At 60.2% G+C, this 16,240-nt stretch carries 32 protein-coding genes and 1 tRNA gene; 9 read left to right on the top strand and 24 right to left on the bottom strand.

What is annotated here, in order from left to right:
- Positions 1–196: 196 nt before the first annotated feature.
- Positions 197–625, bottom strand: a complete 429-nt coding sequence (locus KVT39_RS17430; protein ID WP_034184081.1) for a hypothetical protein — start codon at positions 623–625, stop codon at positions 197–199.
- A 341-nt stretch (positions 626–966) separates the two neighbouring features.
- Here KVT39_RS17430 and ssuD point away from each other — a divergent pair, with 341 nt between their 5' ends.
- The 8 genes from ssuD (at position 967) to KVT39_RS17390 (ending at position 6,077) form a co-directional block, all read left to right on the top strand.
- A complete protein-coding gene (ssuD, locus tag KVT39_RS17425; RefSeq protein ID WP_034184082.1) occupies positions 967–2,124 on the top strand; it encodes an FMNH2-dependent alkanesulfonate monooxygenase in 1,158 nt (385 codons plus the stop codon).
- A gap of 17 nt (positions 2,125–2,141) precedes the next feature.
- Complete coding sequence (gene ssuC / locus KVT39_RS17420; protein ID WP_217589839.1) at positions 2,142–2,954, top strand: aliphatic sulfonate ABC transporter permease SsuC; 813 nt, start codon at positions 2,142–2,144, stop codon at positions 2,952–2,954.
- On the top strand, positions 2,951–3,910 hold the full coding sequence (locus KVT39_RS17415; protein ID WP_217589837.1) for an ATP-binding cassette domain-containing protein: 960 nt from the start codon (positions 2,951–2,953) through the stop codon (positions 3,908–3,910). Before ssuC ends, KVT39_RS17415 begins: the two co-directional genes overlap by 4 nt.
- A 56-nt stretch (positions 3,911–3,966) precedes the next feature.
- The gene (locus KVT39_RS17410; protein ID WP_006400187.1) at positions 3,967–4,182 is read left to right on the top strand and encodes a molybdopterin-binding protein; all 216 of its coding nucleotides are present in this window, start codon (positions 3,967–3,969) and stop codon (positions 4,180–4,182) included.
- Positions 4,183–4,326: 144 nt separating this feature from the next.
- A complete protein-coding gene (locus tag KVT39_RS17405) occupies positions 4,327–4,524 on the top strand; it encodes a hypothetical protein (RefSeq protein WP_034184085.1) in 198 nt (65 codons plus the stop codon).
- Between the two features lie 55 nt (positions 4,525–4,579).
- Positions 4,580–4,828, top strand: coding sequence for a hypothetical protein (locus tag KVT39_RS17400; RefSeq protein ID WP_072441576.1), 249 nt, complete (start codon positions 4,580–4,582; stop codon positions 4,826–4,828).
- A 130-nt stretch (positions 4,829–4,958) separates the two neighbouring features.
- Entirely contained in the window at positions 4,959–5,945 is a 987-nt protein-coding gene (gene dusA / locus KVT39_RS17395) for a tRNA dihydrouridine(20/20a) synthase DusA (RefSeq protein ID WP_034184087.1), read from the top strand.
- A gap of 56 nt (positions 5,946–6,001) precedes the next feature.
- Positions 6,002–6,077, top strand: a tRNA-His gene (locus KVT39_RS17390).
- Positions 6,078–6,392: 315 nt separating this feature from the next.
- On the opposite strand, the gene KVT39_RS17385 is transcribed toward KVT39_RS17390, so the two are convergent.
- The 23 genes from KVT39_RS17385 to KVT39_RS17285 all read right to left on the bottom strand — a co-directional run bounded on the left by KVT39_RS17385 (position 6,393) and on the right by KVT39_RS17285 (position 15,908).
- A complete protein-coding gene (locus tag KVT39_RS17385; protein ID WP_254640527.1) occupies positions 6,393–7,418 on the bottom strand; it encodes a tyrosine-type recombinase/integrase in 1,026 nt (341 codons plus the stop codon).
- A complete protein-coding gene (locus KVT39_RS17380; RefSeq protein ID WP_217589819.1) occupies positions 7,415–7,618 on the bottom strand; it encodes a DUF4224 domain-containing protein in 204 nt (67 codons plus the stop codon). The genes KVT39_RS17385 and KVT39_RS17380 overlap by 4 nt, the downstream gene beginning before the upstream one ends.
- A gap of 49 nt (positions 7,619–7,667) precedes the next feature.
- Entirely contained in the window at positions 7,668–8,060 is a 393-nt protein-coding gene (locus KVT39_RS17375; protein WP_254640526.1) for a hypothetical protein, read from the bottom strand.
- Between the two features lie 121 nt (positions 8,061–8,181).
- Positions 8,182–8,508, bottom strand: a complete 327-nt coding sequence (locus KVT39_RS17370) for a hypothetical protein (protein ID WP_217589817.1) — start codon at positions 8,506–8,508, stop codon at positions 8,182–8,184.
- Positions 8,501–8,734, bottom strand: a complete 234-nt coding sequence (locus KVT39_RS17365) for a hypothetical protein (protein ID WP_217589815.1) — start codon at positions 8,732–8,734, stop codon at positions 8,501–8,503. The genes KVT39_RS17370 and KVT39_RS17365 overlap by 8 nt, the downstream gene beginning before the upstream one ends.
- Entirely contained in the window at positions 8,731–9,015 is a 285-nt protein-coding gene (locus KVT39_RS17360; protein WP_217589813.1) for a hypothetical protein, read from the bottom strand. Before KVT39_RS17360 ends, KVT39_RS17365 begins: the two co-directional genes overlap by 4 nt.
- Positions 9,012–9,341, bottom strand: a complete 330-nt coding sequence (locus KVT39_RS17355; RefSeq protein ID WP_217589811.1) for a hypothetical protein — start codon at positions 9,339–9,341, stop codon at positions 9,012–9,014. Before KVT39_RS17355 ends, KVT39_RS17360 begins: the two co-directional genes overlap by 4 nt.
- Positions 9,331–9,930, bottom strand: a complete 600-nt coding sequence (locus tag KVT39_RS17350; RefSeq protein ID WP_217589857.1) for a hypothetical protein — start codon at positions 9,928–9,930, stop codon at positions 9,331–9,333. Before KVT39_RS17350 ends, KVT39_RS17355 begins: the two co-directional genes overlap by 11 nt.
- A 48-nt stretch (positions 9,931–9,978) precedes the next feature.
- On the bottom strand, positions 9,979–10,368 hold the full coding sequence (locus KVT39_RS17345) for a recombination protein NinB (RefSeq protein ID WP_217589809.1): 390 nt from the start codon (positions 10,366–10,368) through the stop codon (positions 9,979–9,981).
- Positions 10,365–10,637, bottom strand: coding sequence for a hypothetical protein (locus KVT39_RS17340; protein WP_217589807.1), 273 nt, complete (start codon positions 10,635–10,637; stop codon positions 10,365–10,367). Before KVT39_RS17340 ends, KVT39_RS17345 begins: the two co-directional genes overlap by 4 nt.
- Positions 10,637–11,536: an ERF family protein gene (locus KVT39_RS17335; RefSeq protein WP_217589805.1), complete on the bottom strand. Its 900-nt coding sequence runs from the start codon at positions 11,534–11,536 to the stop codon at positions 10,637–10,639. Before KVT39_RS17335 ends, KVT39_RS17340 begins: the two co-directional genes overlap by 1 nt.
- Positions 11,533–11,664: a hypothetical protein gene (locus KVT39_RS38520; RefSeq protein WP_306795587.1), complete on the bottom strand. Its 132-nt coding sequence runs from the start codon at positions 11,662–11,664 to the stop codon at positions 11,533–11,535. Before KVT39_RS38520 ends, KVT39_RS17335 begins: the two co-directional genes overlap by 4 nt.
- A gap of 84 nt (positions 11,665–11,748) precedes the next feature.
- Positions 11,749–12,063 carry a hypothetical protein gene (locus tag KVT39_RS17330; RefSeq protein ID WP_217589856.1) on the bottom strand — a complete coding sequence of 105 codons (315 nt, stop codon included), beginning with the start codon at positions 12,061–12,063 and terminating at the stop codon, positions 11,749–11,751.
- Entirely contained in the window at positions 12,060–12,503 is a 444-nt protein-coding gene (locus KVT39_RS17325; protein ID WP_217589794.1) for an HNH endonuclease, read from the bottom strand. The genes KVT39_RS17330 and KVT39_RS17325 overlap by 4 nt, the downstream gene beginning before the upstream one ends.
- A 143-nt stretch (positions 12,504–12,646) precedes the next feature.
- Positions 12,647–12,793: a hypothetical protein gene (locus KVT39_RS17320; RefSeq protein WP_217589855.1), complete on the bottom strand. Its 147-nt coding sequence runs from the start codon at positions 12,791–12,793 to the stop codon at positions 12,647–12,649.
- 99 nt (positions 12,794–12,892) lie between these two features.
- Complete coding sequence (locus KVT39_RS17315; RefSeq protein WP_217589792.1) at positions 12,893–13,195, bottom strand: hypothetical protein; 303 nt, start codon at positions 13,193–13,195, stop codon at positions 12,893–12,895.
- Positions 13,196–13,198: 3 nt separating this feature from the next.
- On the bottom strand, positions 13,199–13,414 hold the full coding sequence (locus tag KVT39_RS17310; protein WP_217589790.1) for a hypothetical protein: 216 nt from the start codon (positions 13,412–13,414) through the stop codon (positions 13,199–13,201).
- Positions 13,415–13,431: 17 nt separating this feature from the next.
- The gene (locus KVT39_RS17305) at positions 13,432–13,659 is read right to left on the bottom strand and encodes a hypothetical protein (RefSeq protein ID WP_217589788.1); all 228 of its coding nucleotides are present in this window, start codon (positions 13,657–13,659) and stop codon (positions 13,432–13,434) included.
- 63 nt (positions 13,660–13,722) lie between these two features.
- Positions 13,723–14,007, bottom strand: coding sequence for a hypothetical protein (locus KVT39_RS17300; RefSeq protein ID WP_217589786.1), 285 nt, complete (start codon positions 14,005–14,007; stop codon positions 13,723–13,725).
- A 1-nt stretch (position 14,008) separates the two neighbouring features.
- Positions 14,009–14,131: a hypothetical protein gene (locus KVT39_RS38515; RefSeq protein ID WP_306795586.1), complete on the bottom strand. Its 123-nt coding sequence runs from the start codon at positions 14,129–14,131 to the stop codon at positions 14,009–14,011.
- 2 nt (positions 14,132–14,133) lie between these two features.
- The gene (locus KVT39_RS17295; protein WP_217589784.1) at positions 14,134–14,328 is read right to left on the bottom strand and encodes a hypothetical protein; all 195 of its coding nucleotides are present in this window, start codon (positions 14,326–14,328) and stop codon (positions 14,134–14,136) included.
- 282 nt (positions 14,329–14,610) lie between these two features.
- Complete coding sequence (locus KVT39_RS17290; RefSeq protein ID WP_217589782.1) at positions 14,611–14,781, bottom strand: hypothetical protein; 171 nt, start codon at positions 14,779–14,781, stop codon at positions 14,611–14,613.
- A 629-nt stretch (positions 14,782–15,410) separates the two neighbouring features.
- On the bottom strand, positions 15,411–15,908 hold the full coding sequence (locus KVT39_RS17285; protein WP_217589780.1) for a hypothetical protein: 498 nt from the start codon (positions 15,906–15,908) through the stop codon (positions 15,411–15,413).
- 110 nt (positions 15,909–16,018) lie between these two features.
- On the opposite strand from KVT39_RS17285, the gene KVT39_RS17280 reads away from it, so the two are divergent.
- Complete coding sequence (locus tag KVT39_RS17280; RefSeq protein ID WP_217589778.1) at positions 16,019–16,213, top strand: helix-turn-helix domain-containing protein; 195 nt, start codon at positions 16,019–16,021, stop codon at positions 16,211–16,213.
- Positions 16,214–16,240: the final 27 nt, after the last annotated feature.

Here is a 16,240-nt window from a genome sequence, read left to right as displayed (position 1 = left end):
CGCAACTGCCTTCGCCGCTCAGATACGCCTTGACCAATTGTTGCTTGAACGACGGGTCATACTTCGTCATGAAAAAAACCCCCAAGGGTTGGAGTGATGTCCAACTCTTGGGGGTCAATTCACATGTGCAGGCGGCCTTTTCGTTTATTGCCCTTCGATCGCTTTGCGGTCGAAGGGCACGGAGACCGGGCTCGCGTTACTCGTTGCCCGCGTCGTCCGACATGAACGCGCGCATGAACACGAGCGCGCCGAAGCCCCACACCGCGTTCGCCGCGAAGCCGGCCGCAAGCACGGGCATCATGTTGCCCGACGGCCAGATGCCGCGCAGCGGATCGATCGCGAACACGCGGGCTGCAGTCAGCACGATGCCGCCGAACATCAGTGAGCCGATCCACGACGCCTCGCGTTCCGGCGACACGCGCAACAGCCATGCCATCGGGATCGCGCAGCACGCGCTGATCAGCGCGTTCGCGACAAATTCAGGAATGCCGAGCGGCGCGAACGGCTGCGTGGAGAAGCCGGCCGCGGCGATCAGGTCCGCGGTGTGAAGGAGGGCGAGCGTGGCCTCGCGGAAGAACAGGGCGGCAAGGAAGCCGGACAGGAACGGCAGGATGACTTTCTGCATCGATGAGTGCACCGCAGGCGCGCCCGGCCGGGGCCGTTCGCGCGGAGTTATTCGGATAGGTACGCCATTATAGGGCCCGGTCGCCGCGATATTCGCTCCAGCGTCGTGCTAATCACGAAAGCGGAAAACCTAAGCTCAAAAAAATCGTTCCAAAGCCCTGCACCGATCCCTAGACTGATTTCCCAGAAACAGCCGTGCAATCGCGTATTTGCCCGCTGCACGGCCTGACCCGCGAACCATCCCGATTCGAACGCACACCATGCATGCGTCGCTCGTCCGCGACGCGAGCAGGGCGACGTTTTTTTCAAATTTCGGCAAGAACAGTCAAGCAGGAGCAGCAGATGAATGTGTTCTGGTTTATCCCCACGCATGGCGACAGCCGCTACCTCGGCACGGCCGAAGGCGCGCGCGCCGCAGATTACGATTATTTCAAGCAGGTCGCCGTCGCGGCGGACACGCTTGGGTACGAAGGCGTGCTGCTGCCGACCGGTCGTTCCTGCGAGGATGCGTGGGTCGTTGCGTCGAGCCTCATTCCGGCGACGCAGCGCCTGAAGTTCCTGGTTGCAATTCGTCCCGGCATCGCGTCGCCGGGGCTGTCGGCGCGCATGGCCGCGACGTTCGACCGCCTGTCGGGCGGCCGCCTGCTGATCAACGTCGTGACGGGCGGCGATGCGGCCGAACTCGAAGGCGACGGCCTGTTCGCCGATCACGATACGCGTTACGAGATCACCGACGACTTCCTGAACATCTGGCGCGGGCTGCTTGCCGCGTCGCACGACAACGGCGGCTTCGACTACATCGGCAAGCACCTGCAGTCGAAGGGCGGCAAGGCGCTTTATCCGCCCGTGCAGCGTCCGCATCCGCCGCTGTGGTTCGGCGGCTCGTCGCCGGCCGCGCACGCGATTGCCGCCGATCATATCGATACCTATCTGACCTGGGGCGAGCCGCCCGAGGCGGTCGCGAAGAAGATCGCCGACATCCGTGCCCGCGCGGAGGCGCGCGGCCGCAAGATCAAGTTCGGCATTCGCCTGCACGTGATCGTGCGCGAGACCGAGGACGAAGCATGGCGCGATGCCGAGCGCCTGATCAGCCGCCTCGACGACGACACGATCGCTCGTGCGCAGAAGGCGTTCGCGAACATGGACTCGGAAGGTCAGCGCCGGATGGCCGCGCTGCACGGCGGCAAGCGCGGCGGCCGCGAGGCGCTCGAGGTGTATCCGAACCTGTGGGCCGGCGTCGGTCTCGTGCGCGGCGGCGCGGGCACCGCGCTCGTCGGCAATCCCGAGCAGGTTGCCGAGCGCATGCGCGAATACGCGGACCTCGGCATCGAGACGTTCATCCTGTCCGGCTACCCGCACCTCGAGGAGTCGTATCGCTTTGCCGAACTCGTGTTCCCGCTGATCAAGGGCAAGGGCGCGCAGCGGCCGGCCGGCCCGCTGTCGGGGCCGTTCGGCGAGATCGTCGGCAACAACTATCTGCCGAAGACAAGCCAGAGCTGAGCGAGGAGAGGCCTGCGATGACAACGAAAACGTCGACGACGGTTGCCGCCGTGGCCGCCCGCGCATGGCGCGGCGTCGCGCCGTGGCTCGTGCCCCTCGCGCTGCTGGTTGTGTGGGAAGTCGGCGCGCGCACCGGCTGGCTGTCGACCCGCGTGCTGCCCGAGCCGGTGGCGGTCGTGCGGGCGGCGTGGTCGCTCGTGACGTCGGGCGAAATGTGGGCGAACGTGAAAGTGAGCACGTGGCGCGCGCTGTTCGGTTTTGCGATCGGTGGCGGCGTCGGTCTCGCGCTGGGGCTTGCAACCGGCCTGTCGAAGGCCGCCGAGGTCGCGCTCGATTCGACGATCCAGATGATCCGCAACATCCCGGCGCTCGCGATGATTCCGCTCGTGATCCTGTGGTTCGGCATCGACGAGAAGGCGAAGCTGTTCCTCGTCGCGCTCGGTGTGTTCTTCCCGGTTTACATCAACACGTATCACGGGATCCGCTCGGTCGACGCGAACCTGATCGAGATGGCGAAGAGTTACGGCGTGCGCGGCTTCGCGCTGTATCGCGACGTGATCCTGCCCGGTGCGTTGCCGTCGATCCTCGTCGGCGTGCGTTTCGCGCTCGGGCTGATGTGGGTGATGCTGATCGTCGCGGAAACCATCTCCGCGCAGTCGGGCATCGGCTACATGACGATGAACGCGCGTGAATTCCTGCAAACCGATGTGGTGGTGGTCGGCATCCTGCTGTACGCGGTGCTCGGCAAGCTGGCCGATGTGCTGGCGAAATGGCTCGAGCGCGTGACGCTGCGCTGGCACCCCGCTTACCAATCAGGAGCAAAGGCATGAATGCGACGACTTCGGCGGCCGCCTACGGCCCGCTCGCCGGCGCAGACCTCGAGGCCGAACTCGCGCAGGCACGCGTCGCGGACGGCGATGCGCGAGACGCGGCAATCCTCGATCGTGACGGCAGCGCATCCGTTGTTCCGCTCGCGCGGCGGCGCGCGGGAAGCCCGGCACCCGATGACGCGGTGACGCTGTCGGGCGTCAGCAAGCGCTTCGGCGCGCGCACCGTGCTCGACAACGTCGAACTCGGCATCGTGCGCGGCAGCTTCGTCGCGATCGTCGGCCGGAGCGGTTGCGGCAAGTCGACGCTGTTGCGTCTCGTCGCGGGACTCGAGCAGCCGAGCAGCGGCGCGCTCGTGACGCGCGGCGACGGCGGCGGTGCGCTCGATACGCGGATCATGTTCCAGGATGCGCGCCTGCTGCCGTGGAAAACCGTGCTGCAGAACGTGATGCTCGGCCTCGGGCGCGGCGCGCGCGACGACGCGCGCGCGGTGCTCGATGAAGTCGGCCTGCTGGAACGGGCGAACGACTGGCCCGCGCAACTGTCGGGCGGCCAGCGGCAGCGTGTGTCACTGGCGCGCGCGCTCGTGCACCGGCCGCAACTGCTGCTGCTCGACGAGCCGCTCGGTGCACTCGACGCGCTGACCCGCATCGAGATGCATGCGCTGATCGAGCGCTTGTGGCGCGAGCATCGGTTCACCGCGCTGCTCGTCACGCACGACGTGCAGGAGGCTGTCGCGCTCGGCGACCGCATCCTGCTCATCGAGCAGGGGCGCGTGGCGCTCGACCAGCCCGTCCCGCTCGACCGGCCGCGTGCTCGCGCATCGGCGGCGTTTGCGGCGCTGGAAGACCGCGTGCTGAAGCGCGTGCTTGCCGGCGGGCCTGGCACGGCCGAACCGGGCGCGGTGCATGAAGCAGACAACGTTCGACCGGTCGGGCAGATCCGCTGGGCCGTTTAAATCCGGGCGGCTCCGGCCGCCCGTTCTGAGACTTTTTCTTCGGAGCGATCAACCCGATGAGCATCACTGCAATCAACGTGCGTAACCAGTTCAAAGGCAAGGTGAAGGAGATCATTCGCGGGCCGGTGGTGTCCGAGGTCGATGTCGAGACGCCGTTCGGCATCGTTACGTCGGTGATCACGACCCGCTCGGTCGACGAGCTCGAACTGAAAGTCGGCGCGGAAGTCGTCGCGCTCGTGAAGTCGACCGAAGTATCGATCGCGCGTCTCTGAGCGCGTGCTTCCTGCGCTGGTGCGGCGCCGGCGGGCAAGCCTGCCCGTTGGCGTCGTCCGGCGTTCCCGCAGCGCGTTTGCCTCGGTATTCGGCGTCCGGACGAAGTGTTAGGATGGAACGACACCGATGCCGGAGGGCAACGCATGACCCCCATCCTTTCCCCCGAAGCCATCGAGGCGCTGAAGTGGATCGACCAGTTCGGCGACAGCCGGCCGGTTCCTGCCGCGTTCGGCGACGTCGTCTATGCGTTGCTGAACGAGGGGCTGATCTATCAGGCGGCGGCCGACCGCGTCGACCTGACGGCCGACGGCAAATCCTTTTTGTCCGACGAATACGACTGAGCGCACGGCGCCGGCTGCACGGGCGGCCTGGCGCTGTATCGCCACGGAGCGTGCGATGGAACCGAGAGGCAGCGACCTCGGCGATTTCAGCGAGCCGTACCGCGGCTTCGAGATCGAGGTGAAGACCGAGCAGGTCTGGGACGGCGAGCATGCGCACTACCGCGTGCTGCAGGGCGACGCCGTGCGGATCGACTGGCGGCTCGTCAAGGTCGACGGGTTGCTGCTGACCGAACGGCGCGTGATCGAGCGCGTGCTCGACGAGGCGCGAAGGGCAGTCGATGCGGAGCTGGGCGAGGGTGACTAGCGCAGGCGCCGGGCAGGTACGGCCCATGTTGCGGTAAAATAATTGGTTGTTTCCGCGCCGCCTGGCTTGTTGCCCGAATTTCATGTCCGTACCGTCCTCGCTTCCTCCCCGCCGCGTATCCGTCGCGCCGATGCTCGACTGGACCGATCGCCATTGCCGGTCGTTCCACCGTACGCTGACGCGCGATACGTGGCTGTATACGGAGATGATCACGACGGGCGCGCTGCTGTTCGGCGATGCCCAGCGGCATCTTGCGTTCACGCCGAACGAATCGCCGGTCGCGCTGCAGCTTGGCGGCAGCGAACGCGACGATCTCGCGCGCGCCGCGAAGCTCGGCGAGCAGTGGGGCTACGACGAAATCAACCTGAATTGCGGATGTCCGTCCGAGCGCGTGCAGCGCGGCGCGTTCGGCGCGTGCCTGATGAACGAGCCGCAGCTCGTCGCCGACTGTGTGAAGGCGATGCGCGATGCGGTGTCGGTGCCGGTTACGGTCAAGCACCGGATCGGTGTCGACGCGGTCGAGGACTACGCGTTCGTGCGCGACTTCGTCGGCACGGTGGCCGAGGCCGGCTGCGAAACGTTCGTCGTGCATGCGCGCAACGCGATCCTGAAGGGGCTGTCGCCGAAGGAGAATCGCGAGATCCCGCCGCTGAAGTACGACTATGCGTATCAGTTGAAGCGCGATTTTCCGTCGCTGGAGATCGTCATCAACGGTGGCATCAAGACGTTGGACGAGGTTGCTCAGCATCTCGAGCATGTCGACGGCGTGATGCTCGGCCGCGAGGCGTATCACAACCCGTACGTGCTCGCGGAGGTCGATGCGCGCTTCTACGGATCGACGGGTGCGGTGCCGACGCGCGAAGAATCTGAAGCGCAACTGATCGAGTACTGCGCGGCCGAACTGAAGCGTGGGACCTATCTCGGCGCGATCGTGCGGCATGCGCTCGGGCTGTATCGCGGCGTGCCCGGCGCGCGCGGCTGGCGTCGCGTGCTGTCCGACAACAAGAAGCTCGCGCGCGGCGATCTGGCCGTGTTCGACGAGGCGCGCGCGCATCTGAACGAAGCCGAAGAATTTTTTGAAAAAAAGGCTTTGCAAGATTCAAAAGACTTCGTATAATCTTGCTTCTTCGCTGCTGAAACAAAAACAGCGAAGAGCAGAAAGCAGTATCAGTGGTGGCTGTAGCTCAGTTGGTAGAGTCCAGGATTGTGATTCCTGTCGTCGTGGGTTCGAGTCCCATCAGCCACCCCAACAAATTCAAGCACTTGCGCTCGATCACTGTTCGGGCGTACAGCATCTAAATTCCCAAAATGGGAATTTAGTCGCACTCCCCTCCGTCACTATCTGCTTCTTTCAGCATGTTGTAGTCTCTCCTGAAGTTCGAGAAAGGGCTGCACAGCTGCAACGTCGGCAGTTGGTTGCCAAGCACCTTGGCTTGGTTATAGACTTGGCAGATCTCAATGTAGCAATGTCCTCGCGTGCCACATTCCTGCGGGCTCTTGCAATCTTTGCACGGGCTAAACATCCCGTGCATCTCGCGATGCAACATCGCGTTTCCGAAAAGCATCACATCCCCCTTCGTTTGACAATTTTTGTCCGATCGTACACCCGCGCCGTTGTGGCCGGGTTTGCGTGAAGATCGGGTAGCGAACCACGTTCTGCCTTATACGTCGTGACGTAGTAGGCGCGAAGGTCATGGAATGTGAACCGCTTGGCGATCACTTTCTCTCTGAGCGCTTCGGCCATCAACTTCGTCCACATCGCCTTGAATCCAGCGGCGGTGTAGTGCGTCTTGTGCTTGCTTGAGAACACGTACAGGCAATCGTCCTTACGGACGGCGCGCAGACGCTCCAGAAGCGCCGAGATAGCCGGCGTGATCTCGATATGCTCGATCACTTCGCCGCGCTTCTTGCCGCGCTGCTTGGCCCGCTTAACGCGGATGATTCCGGCCTGCTCGTCGATCTGCGGCCACCCCAGGTCAAGAAACTCCACCTTGCGGTTTCCTGCCAGCGCAGCGTACTCAGCAGCCATGCCGATGACACCTCGCTGGCCACCTTGGTTCGCAAGCCAAGTGGCGAATTTATGAAACTCTTCCGGATCCGGGGCTTCAGTTCTCGGCTGCTCTTCATTGCGTCGCACCTCTCGGCAGGGGTTGTGCTTGGCTTCGCCGCGGTCGATTGCCAAGCCGATCAGGTTCGAGAGTAGGGCGGCCTCGCGGTTGGCGCGCACCGGTGCCGCGGCGCGCTCGATCCGTAGGTAGCGCGAGACGTGCGTTGCGTCGATGTCGGCCGCGCGCATGTCGCCAAACGTTTCGAGTAGCGGTCCGCTGCATTGCTTGTAATCGTCGCGGGTGTACTGCGAATAGCGCTTCCAGCCGGGTGTCTCCTGAAACTGCTCCCAGAGCCGCGAGATCGTCCCGAGGTCGTCACCCGTGCCGAGCAGGTCAAGCACCTTGCGGATCGCGATCAGCCGGTCTTGACCGAGATTGATCGGCTTCTTGCCGACCGGGTGGTAGCGGTACGTGAAGCCCTCCTTTCGTTTGCGCGCCTCCATGCGCGGCAGGAGGCCATCACGTTCCCGGTGCTTCTTCATGCTGCCACGCTCCATTTCGGCTGAGACTTAGGCTTCTCTTCGGGGCCGCGATTGACCTGTTCCCACGTCAGGAGAGGATGGCCGTCTACCTTGCGCGGACATTTGATCCCGAGATTCCGCAAGATCCAACGCGTTTGCGCCGCCCCTTGCTTCAGGCCGCCAGTCAATTCGACAAGCTCCGTGTTCGTCACGATGCTCATTCATCCACTCCTTCGTGATCTCCAATATGCGCTGAAAGGCCGTTTCCACTTACGATCCTTCTCCCTGTCGTTGCGCGAGGGCGGCATCGATGGCTGCGTCCAGTTGTTCGGCGCGCAGCGTTTCGCCAACCCAGTTGATCACGCTCCAGCGCTGACCGCGACGCACTAATCGATACCGGTCCGCATCTAGCTTATCCGCCGCAGCGGCTTCCAGCTCGTCCTTCAGCTTGCGGATGTTCTCGTGGATGCTTCCGACATTCGGCAAGCCTTCGGCATCCGGCTCAAATTCGTTCGCATAGGCGATCCGCGCGGCCCGGAGTCCTTCCACCTCTGCCAGTAGGAGGTCTATGGCGTCGGCGGCTTGATTTGGTATCGGGTTGTTCACCCATTTCCATGCGCGTAGCGTCTTCGCCAGCGCTCGCATATTGTCTTGGTCGATCATCTGTCACCTCGCATCTCTTTCATGAATTTCTTGTGTGCCCGTCTCTCTAAAAACCATGCGATCAGAACATATGGAACCATTACAACCAGGGATCCTATAAGGCCGCCAAGAACCGGGTTCATCACGCACCTCCCTTATCGCTAGTGATGGCGGTCTTGAGGGCAGCGTATAGCCCATACATCAGCTCGCTAAGACCGTTAGCCCGCATCTCGTCGTTATGCTCGTCGCAGGGATGAACGCGTACGTCGTCAAGTGCATCTCGAACCACGCGTTGAGCGGCGGTGATAACCGCCTCCCTGTCGGGCGTGGTGCGGCGGGCGGCTTGCCATGCTGCAAAGGCAAATCGGGGCCAATCTTTGGCCAGCAACTGAGCTCCATCGTCAGGACGCCATTCGGTAGATACCCAATGCACAAATGATTCTCTGTCGGCAATCTCGCGCTCATCCATGGTGCTTCTCCTTCAGGCCGCGCCAGCCCTTGTTTTGAACTGCCGAGGGGTAGCGCCTGTTGTTCGCCTCGGAAATTCTTCCGCATGAATTTCCCCAGTTCTTGCCGTCCCAATAGGCCCAGCCGCCGCTGCGGCATACGTTGAAGTCAGTTTCGTATACCCCAACGTGCGCGGGCTTTACTTCATGCGGAAACCACTCCGTCAGCATGTCATCGGTGATCTTCATGATTGGCTCCGGTTGAGGGCGTAGACGATGCGCGTATCGTAAAACTGCGGCTGGGATGCGCAGGCATAATGCGTGCCTGCATACACGTCGTCCCATCGGTCAGGCTCGTCGGAAAGTTGACGGGCTTGATAGATCGGCTCCCCGCACAGCTTCTCCACCAAATCGATGATTGCGCCGCAAAGCAGACCTACCTCGCGTGGCTCTAGTGCGGCTTCGACGTTGAGGCCAGGTACCGTCAATGCATCAAGTACTTCCTCGCGCGACAGAATCGGCTCTTTCATGATGAGGCTCCGGTGCTGGCGGCGTCGATGGCGGCTTGCACCGTTGCGCGCAGTTGACCGAGATGCGGCCCACGTCCGACGCTCTCGCCGTGCGGACATGGGAACGTGTCATATGCAAATGCCGCAGCCTCGACCATTTCGTCCGTCACCTCGGAGCGCGGCTCCGGCTGCGGTGTCGCGAGAAGGGCGTGGGCGCGCGCTAAGACATCATCCCGCCATACTTTCTCGCGCGGCTTGAATTCCCGAGATGCTGCGTAATCGGATACATCATCGATGAGGTCTTGCAGCAGGTCGCGCGGGATCGTCAGCACGTTGTCATTCGGCATGGTTGGTTCCTTGGAGAAGGGCGCGAAGGACTTGGTGCATCTTCCTGACGCGCGGATCACCACTCAGGCCAATGAGAGAAAGCGCAGTTTCCAATGCCGCTCGCTGCTCGTCCGTCAGCCCGACCCGAGCGTCGGCCTGCGCGGGCGGCTGCGGGGCGGCGAGGATGGAGGCGCGGCAATCATTCCATCCGTCCACGTATGCGCACTTCACGTCGTGCTGGTCACCTTCCTCCGCAGAGCCGCCGTAGTACTTCGGATCTGGCAGCTTCGCCTTCGTTACCGCCTCGATAATCCCGGCCTGCCACGCGATATATTCGTCCGGCGTGCAAGGCTTGCCATCGATGAAGTATTCATCGGCCGGTTTATACAGGCCACGCAAGCAATATGCGGGAGAGTTTGGGATCGCCACCGCTTCCGCCGCCATAGCGGGCGAGCGAAGTACGTCCGACAGCTTGACGTATTCGCCGTCAGCGCGGCTATTTTCGGTGGTCGTCTCGTTCTTGCACGCGCCGGTGCCACAACCGCGCGAACATTCGATGTCGGCGATTTCGCATACGCGAACGGCTGAGCGGCTTTCATTGGTGGTCATATCTGGTATCCAAAAAGATGGGCGCTATACAAGCCGCCCAAACGGGGGCTAAATCGCTTCGAATTCGACGGCAAGCGTTTCCACTGCATACAGTTCGATCATCGTCACGTAACGCTGGAACGTTTCCTTGTCCATCTGGCTCGTGCTCATCGGAGTCAGGCCAGCGGGCCCGTCTTCCTTGGGCGCGTATTGCTCACGGAAGTACGTGTGCCATGCTTCCCGGCTGAACCGCTTGCCATCGACATAGGCTTGCCCGGAGATTTCCTCCAGGAGCGCCCAATAGCGGGCATTGGCCTGGGTGGAGCGCTTCGCCTGGTATTCACCGACCTCTACTACGATCGGCTTACCTGAGGCTGCGGCAGGTCCAGCAACAGCCTTGATGTAATCCACCATCCGCTGGGCGATGTCTTTGTTTCGGAGGATGTAGGTAGGCATCATTCCCCCCATGCAGCCGGTAATAATTCTTCTTTCTGATCGCGCAGTTCGTTCGCGGTCGAAACGAGCGTCGACAAAATTCCGACGAGCATTTCGACGTGCGCGATGTGGTGATGACGATTGGCCTCGTCTTGCAGAACCAGCCGCAGATGATCGCAAGCCTTCTGCGTGGTTTTCTGCATTTCCTCCATCGTGTCCTTGTATGCACCGTTGACGGTTGCATATCGGCCACGGGCCTCGATCAAAGCCGGATCAACAGTGGACAGATCCATCACGCCCCCTTGCTTGCCTTGAGCGCTTTGCGACGCTTCGTGTATTCGGCTGCGAGTTCTGCCTTCTGCGCATCCGTTGCCGTTGCGGGAACACTGCTTCCTACTCGCAGAAGAGATTCTTCGTCATCGGCTTCGCGCATGGCGACGGTCAAATCAGCCATTTCGCTATCCGACATTCCATGCTGCTCGCGAGCGCCTATCGGTGCGCCGGAACCAGCACCATCGTCGTCATAGGACTTGTCCTTGACGGCGAGTCCGGTCGCAGCCAGAAGCGTGTAGCGTTCCAGATATGTGATCGTGCTGGCTTGAGCTTGGATATTGTTCTTTCCGCCTGATTGATCCAGACCAGCTTCGAGAGTGATGGATTTGCTGTATCCGAGCTTGTGGGTGATTTCGCAAGTAACCGAAATCATGCCGCCTTCGCCACGCGACGGGATCCAGCTATGCGAAAACCCATGCTCAGCCAGACTTGCTACGACCTTCTCGACCACGTTGCCGATCGTCGCGTGATCGTAGGTTGTCCAGCCTTTGCTAGTCTCGAAGTTGACCGTCTTGTCTTTGATGATGGTCGGAGCGTTCTTCTTGAACTCAGCCATATCCAAGGCATACGCCTTGCGAGCTTCGTTCGCTTCCCACTTCGTCTGCATGTCCATCAGCCGTTCCAGGCGGTCCAGGTCGGCACCGCTGTCCATGGCGTAGCGCAACAGTTCAGCAGGCGTCGCCATGGCCGTGATGGCGGTTTTGGTGGGTTGCTCAACGACTACCGGCGGGTTGCATTCGCGCGGCAATGCATCGATCACGTCCATCTCGGTCTGTTCCATCACGCGTGTCATCGCTTGTTCCTCATATGCTCTAAGTGTGTCGGCCGCGAGCCAGTCGGGGCCGTCATCGGTATTCATGTTTTTTTCTGATGCGCAACCGCTTGGTCCACATAACTAGGGTCAGCAGGCAACACCATCCAGAACACGAATAGGAATGCCCAGCCAATGCAGACTTTCGTGAGGTCGTGTTTGAAGAAGCGATTCATGCTGTCCATCCGCTAGCAGCCGCATAGGCCAGAAGGAAGCCGCATGTGAAAGCTACTGCCCAATCGATAAAGGTGGATTTCATCTCATTCTCCTTCCCGTACTGGCGCAGCCTTGCGGCCTGCCTTGATGAGGGCGGCGTCGATGGCAAGACGAATGCCAGAGGTCATCAGAATCTCGCCAGCGTCGGCGTCAGCAGCGATCATTTCCAGGACTTCGGCCATGTCGGGCGCGGCGGTGATCAATCTGGCATTGGGAATACCCTCTGAGATGAGATCGTTGACCTCTGCGATAACAACATCTCCATCGGCACTTACCGTGCTATATCGCCCTGGTCCGTCTGGCGGAAGAATGCCGCGGTCGTAACTCCACGGCCCCGGCGTCGATTTCGATTCATTCATTGTTGGTCTCCAGCAAGACGGCGACGCGTCTCGTAATGGTTGGCACCGCGCGCTACGTGCTCGCGATGAGCGCTTGCCTTGATCGAAGCGGAATGACTCTCTCCACGCGAAGTTCGGCCGTGGCGATCTCGATCAGCCGCGTTGTCCTTCTGCGTGCCCCATGCGAGATTCTTGTAATGCGGATTCAGCTTGTTGCCGTCTAGATGGCGAACTTCATATCCGGGTGCGGGTTGTGGACCAAGATGCGTTCGCGCGACCAGCGAGTGGACCGTGACGCGTTTTCGTTTTCCGTTGACGATGATGCGAACGCACGGATAGCCGTCGGCATTGAGCGTCTGAGCCATCTCACGGCGACCATATCCGCGCCAGTTCGTATCGACCGAGAACACATGACCATCATGCGTAATTTCGTATGCCGGCGTGTGCTTGATCTCGTTCATGTGGTCCCTCTATTCAGTTACCGTCGTATATCCGCGCGGCCCATCGGAACGCGCCTTCTCGTGTTGAAAAGCTCAATGTCACGTCAGGACACTTCGCACGGACTTTCCAGAATCCTTGCTGGTAGAAAAGGTGCGGGCGCATGTCAGCACCAGACAACGTTCTTCCAGTCGACAATTCGACGGATCGACCAGTGGCGCCGAAGCTCGGGCAGTTCCATATCCGGACATGCAACTTCCATGTAACCCCCGGCGAGCAGCACAAGTTCGGTATGCAAACGGTGGAAGTTCATGACTGCCTCCGCAGAAAGCGCCGATTGATCGCCTCGATGACGAGGGCTACGAGCGTCAGGGTGAGGGTGCCGAGCGTGCCTATTACGATGGTGGCCATGTCAAGCTCCGGTCGCCTTGGCGATGGCGGCATCGATCTCATCCATGACGCCGAAGATCGGGTCATCGCCGTCGATTTCGGTCACCATGCCGACATAGTGTCGCGCCTTGATTAGAAGGTCTAGCGTGTTCGATTCGGCTTCGATTTGCATGCGCTCTTCCAGACAGCGCATGAATCGCTCCGAGAGATCCGGATCGCCATTAAACAGCGCTTCTAGCGCATCGTGCTCGTCAGGCGACATGCATTCGGCGCCAGCGTCTATAATCAGTTTTCTCGCATCAATAACGCTTTTCATTTCACTCATGATTCACCTCTCGTCGAAGTCGATTGCGGCTGCAAGTTCGAGATCGTCCTCGGTGCAGCATGCCGTTTCCCGCGCACTGAACACCGTTCGCTGCTCGCGTTGGATGCCCATGATCTCGATCGCAGCTTCGTAGCTGCTGAACTCGCCAAGCCACCGATCACCATTCACGCCCGCGTAGAGCGTTCCGCCATTCACTACGAGGGGTTGGGTCCAGTCCATGATTGCCTCCCGACCTATCATTTGTTTGCCTGATAGTTTTCGACGTGAATCCCGGGAATGTCGTAAAGCTCGCTGGCCATGACGAAGTGCTTGTTGTCGTCACCCATCTGGAACATCCCGAAATACGCATCAATCCAACGGCACTTAAATGTTCCGCCGGGACCCACCAAGTCGAATGTGGCGCAGTTGTATGCATCGTCGTCTTTGGCAAGACGTTCGCACCGTTCAAGCGTCATCTGGTCCATGTTTATCTCCTTATTAAGCAGCCCGATCACTCGCCGCATCGGCCGCGATCTGCTCGTTCATCGTTACGCCTCGATCGCCTGAAGAGATTGGATCTGAGCATCGATCTGCGTAACACGCATTTGGAATTCCGCCTTGATGCGCTCTTTTTCTGCCTTCAGCCTTTCAACCATGGCCGGTCGCGGATCAAAATCATCCGGAACATCGAAAGAAAGCGTTTCAGGACGGACAGTGACGAAGCTTTCGCTACCCGGCTCGTAATCCTTGAAGCTGAAATACGGCTTGTCGCCACTACGGGCCTCATGCTCATAGCACCCGTAGACGATGAATCCATTGATCTCGATCTTCATGTCAGTCATCCTCAGTTTCGTGTTCGCGCTCGTCTTCCGGTTCTTCGTCTTGCTCGGGTTCGTCATCGGGTAGATCGCGAGTCAGCCAATCGTCGTACCCGATCCACTTGTCGACGAGCTTCATGATCAGTCAGCCTTAACGATCGTGACGCTGAAGCCAGCGGAAGCAGGATCTTTTGCGATTCCGTTTCTCCGCGACTTGTAATCGAGATCTACGCGCCCCGTCCCATCGTTGTGACAGTTCAAGAAAAGGCGCTCGATTTCTTCTATCGTGGCCAGCCTGTTTTCTGCGTCGTTGAAGACAAAAAGCTCGATGCTCATGACGACCTCCAATTACCGACGACCCATGCCACCAGAAGCAGCACCAGCACCGTTACCGCTCGCGCCACGACCTCCGATGCTGCCGTGACCCATGCCGCCAGCAGTAGCGCTGCGACCGCCTCGGGCGCCGACTGCCGTGGAGTGACTACCGTTGCCGACGCCGTGGTCAACGTGCTGCGTCGGAGCCGACGTACACGCCACCAGGGCGATTAGGATCATTGCTGCTGCGTATTTCATGTTGGTCTCCATTGCCCGCAGTAGCGGGCGCGGTTGTTCAGACGATCAGTTCGATTCGCGAATCGACTCAGCCCATACCCATCCGTCATACCAGTCGATAGACTCGCGCGTATCCATGGGGTACGGATTTTCATCTTGGCGCGCCCCTTCGATTCCGGCGGTGTATCCGGCGCGTTGTTCAGTGCTGCGGAATTCCTTTTCGTGGCTGCGTTCCATCGTCGTTCTCCTGTAGCGGGAGGAGTTGTTCAGCAGCCGCGCGAGCTCAGTTGAGCGGCCAGAAAGCGCATATGTGCTCGCCCCATTGCGTCGTGGTGCCCGGATCGGATGAACTGGATCAGTCCTCGTGCGGTCTTGCTCATGTTCAGCTCCTCTGTTGTTCGTCTGTCGTGACGTTGAATCTATCTTAGGGCAACCTAATATCAAGGTCAAGAATTATTTTAGGTGGGGCTTATACCGAGGGCGAAAAAAAGCCCGCTCGAGGCGGGCTGCCGATAGGGCACGACAGGCTAGATGCCGCGGCCCATGCCACCAGATGCGGCGCTGCGTCCTCCGCGCGCGCCAGTCGTACCACTAGACCCGGAGCCATCTCCCGACGCTTGATGGTCTTGGCTATTCCAAATGCCGCCAACCCCGATCGCTGGTGATGTTGCTACGCCTGCCGAGCAGGCGCCGAGAATGAGGCAAGCAAGAAGGATGATGGCTTTCATGATATCCCCGTTGGAATTTTGATCTCGCACAGGATGTCCGAGATTTTGATGATGTGCTCCGTTATGGCGCGAAGATCATCGTATAGCTTTTGGTATTCGGAAGGGGCTAGAGTCCTGCGTCTTGCCTTCCGATAGTCGTCAAGTCTTGTTACTGCGGGGCTTGGTTCTATGCTCTGCATGGTCGGTAACCTCTGGCCAAAGGTTAGGGAGACGTTTCGTCGACTTTCTCAGATCATGGGACGGCGAAACATTCCTACCGTATGAATGTTCCTTGAAAGGAGAAAGAGAGGGTAAACCCGCAATGAAAGCCAGCGTCGCCTCTATTTCCGTATGAAGATTCTGCAACTTTATGATTAATTGATTTATTTCTTGCAAAACGTTTGCATCGGGAATTTTTTCATCGGGGTTTCCGATATCCCCGCCGGGACGCATCTGACCGCTCTCGTACAGGATCCATTCCGGGCGCACGTTCAGCAGGCGGCACGCCTCCATCAGGTGCGTCGCCTTGATGTCCTGAGCCGGCTTGATCGAGGCCGCGCCAACCCATGCCGCAACAGTCGGCGCAGACACTCCCACGTCGGCTGAAAACCGGTTGACGTTCCCGCAGTAGCTGCTTTCGGCCAGAGCCTTGGCCATTCGCTGATTCCATGTAGTCATTAGTCCAGCCTAACTCATTTTCTTTTAGGCAAACCTTGCGTTCGTGCTTAGGTTGACCTAAAATTGGGCGTGTACCTTGAGGAACCGATATGCAACACGATCCGAACATCGTTATCGACGGGCTGGGTGGCACTACGGCCGTAGCAAAGATTTGCGACTGCAAGCCGCCGTCGGTCCATCAATGGCGCACGGACGGCATCCCGAAGTACCGGCTGCAATTCCTGCGTCTCGCTTACCCGACGTTCTTCGCCGAGTTGGACAAGAAGCAAGAGGAATCCGTTTAACAGTTTCATTTTCGTAAGGCGTCCTTA

Origin of the sequence: Burkholderia sp. GbtcB21 (assembly GCF_019091065.1) — a bacterium.
Lineage (GTDB): Bacteria > Pseudomonadota > Gammaproteobacteria > Burkholderiales > Burkholderiaceae > Burkholderia > Burkholderia pyrrocinia_C.
Note: the sequence above shows the minus strand (reverse complement) of the source record. Positions and strands in the feature narration are given on the sequence as shown.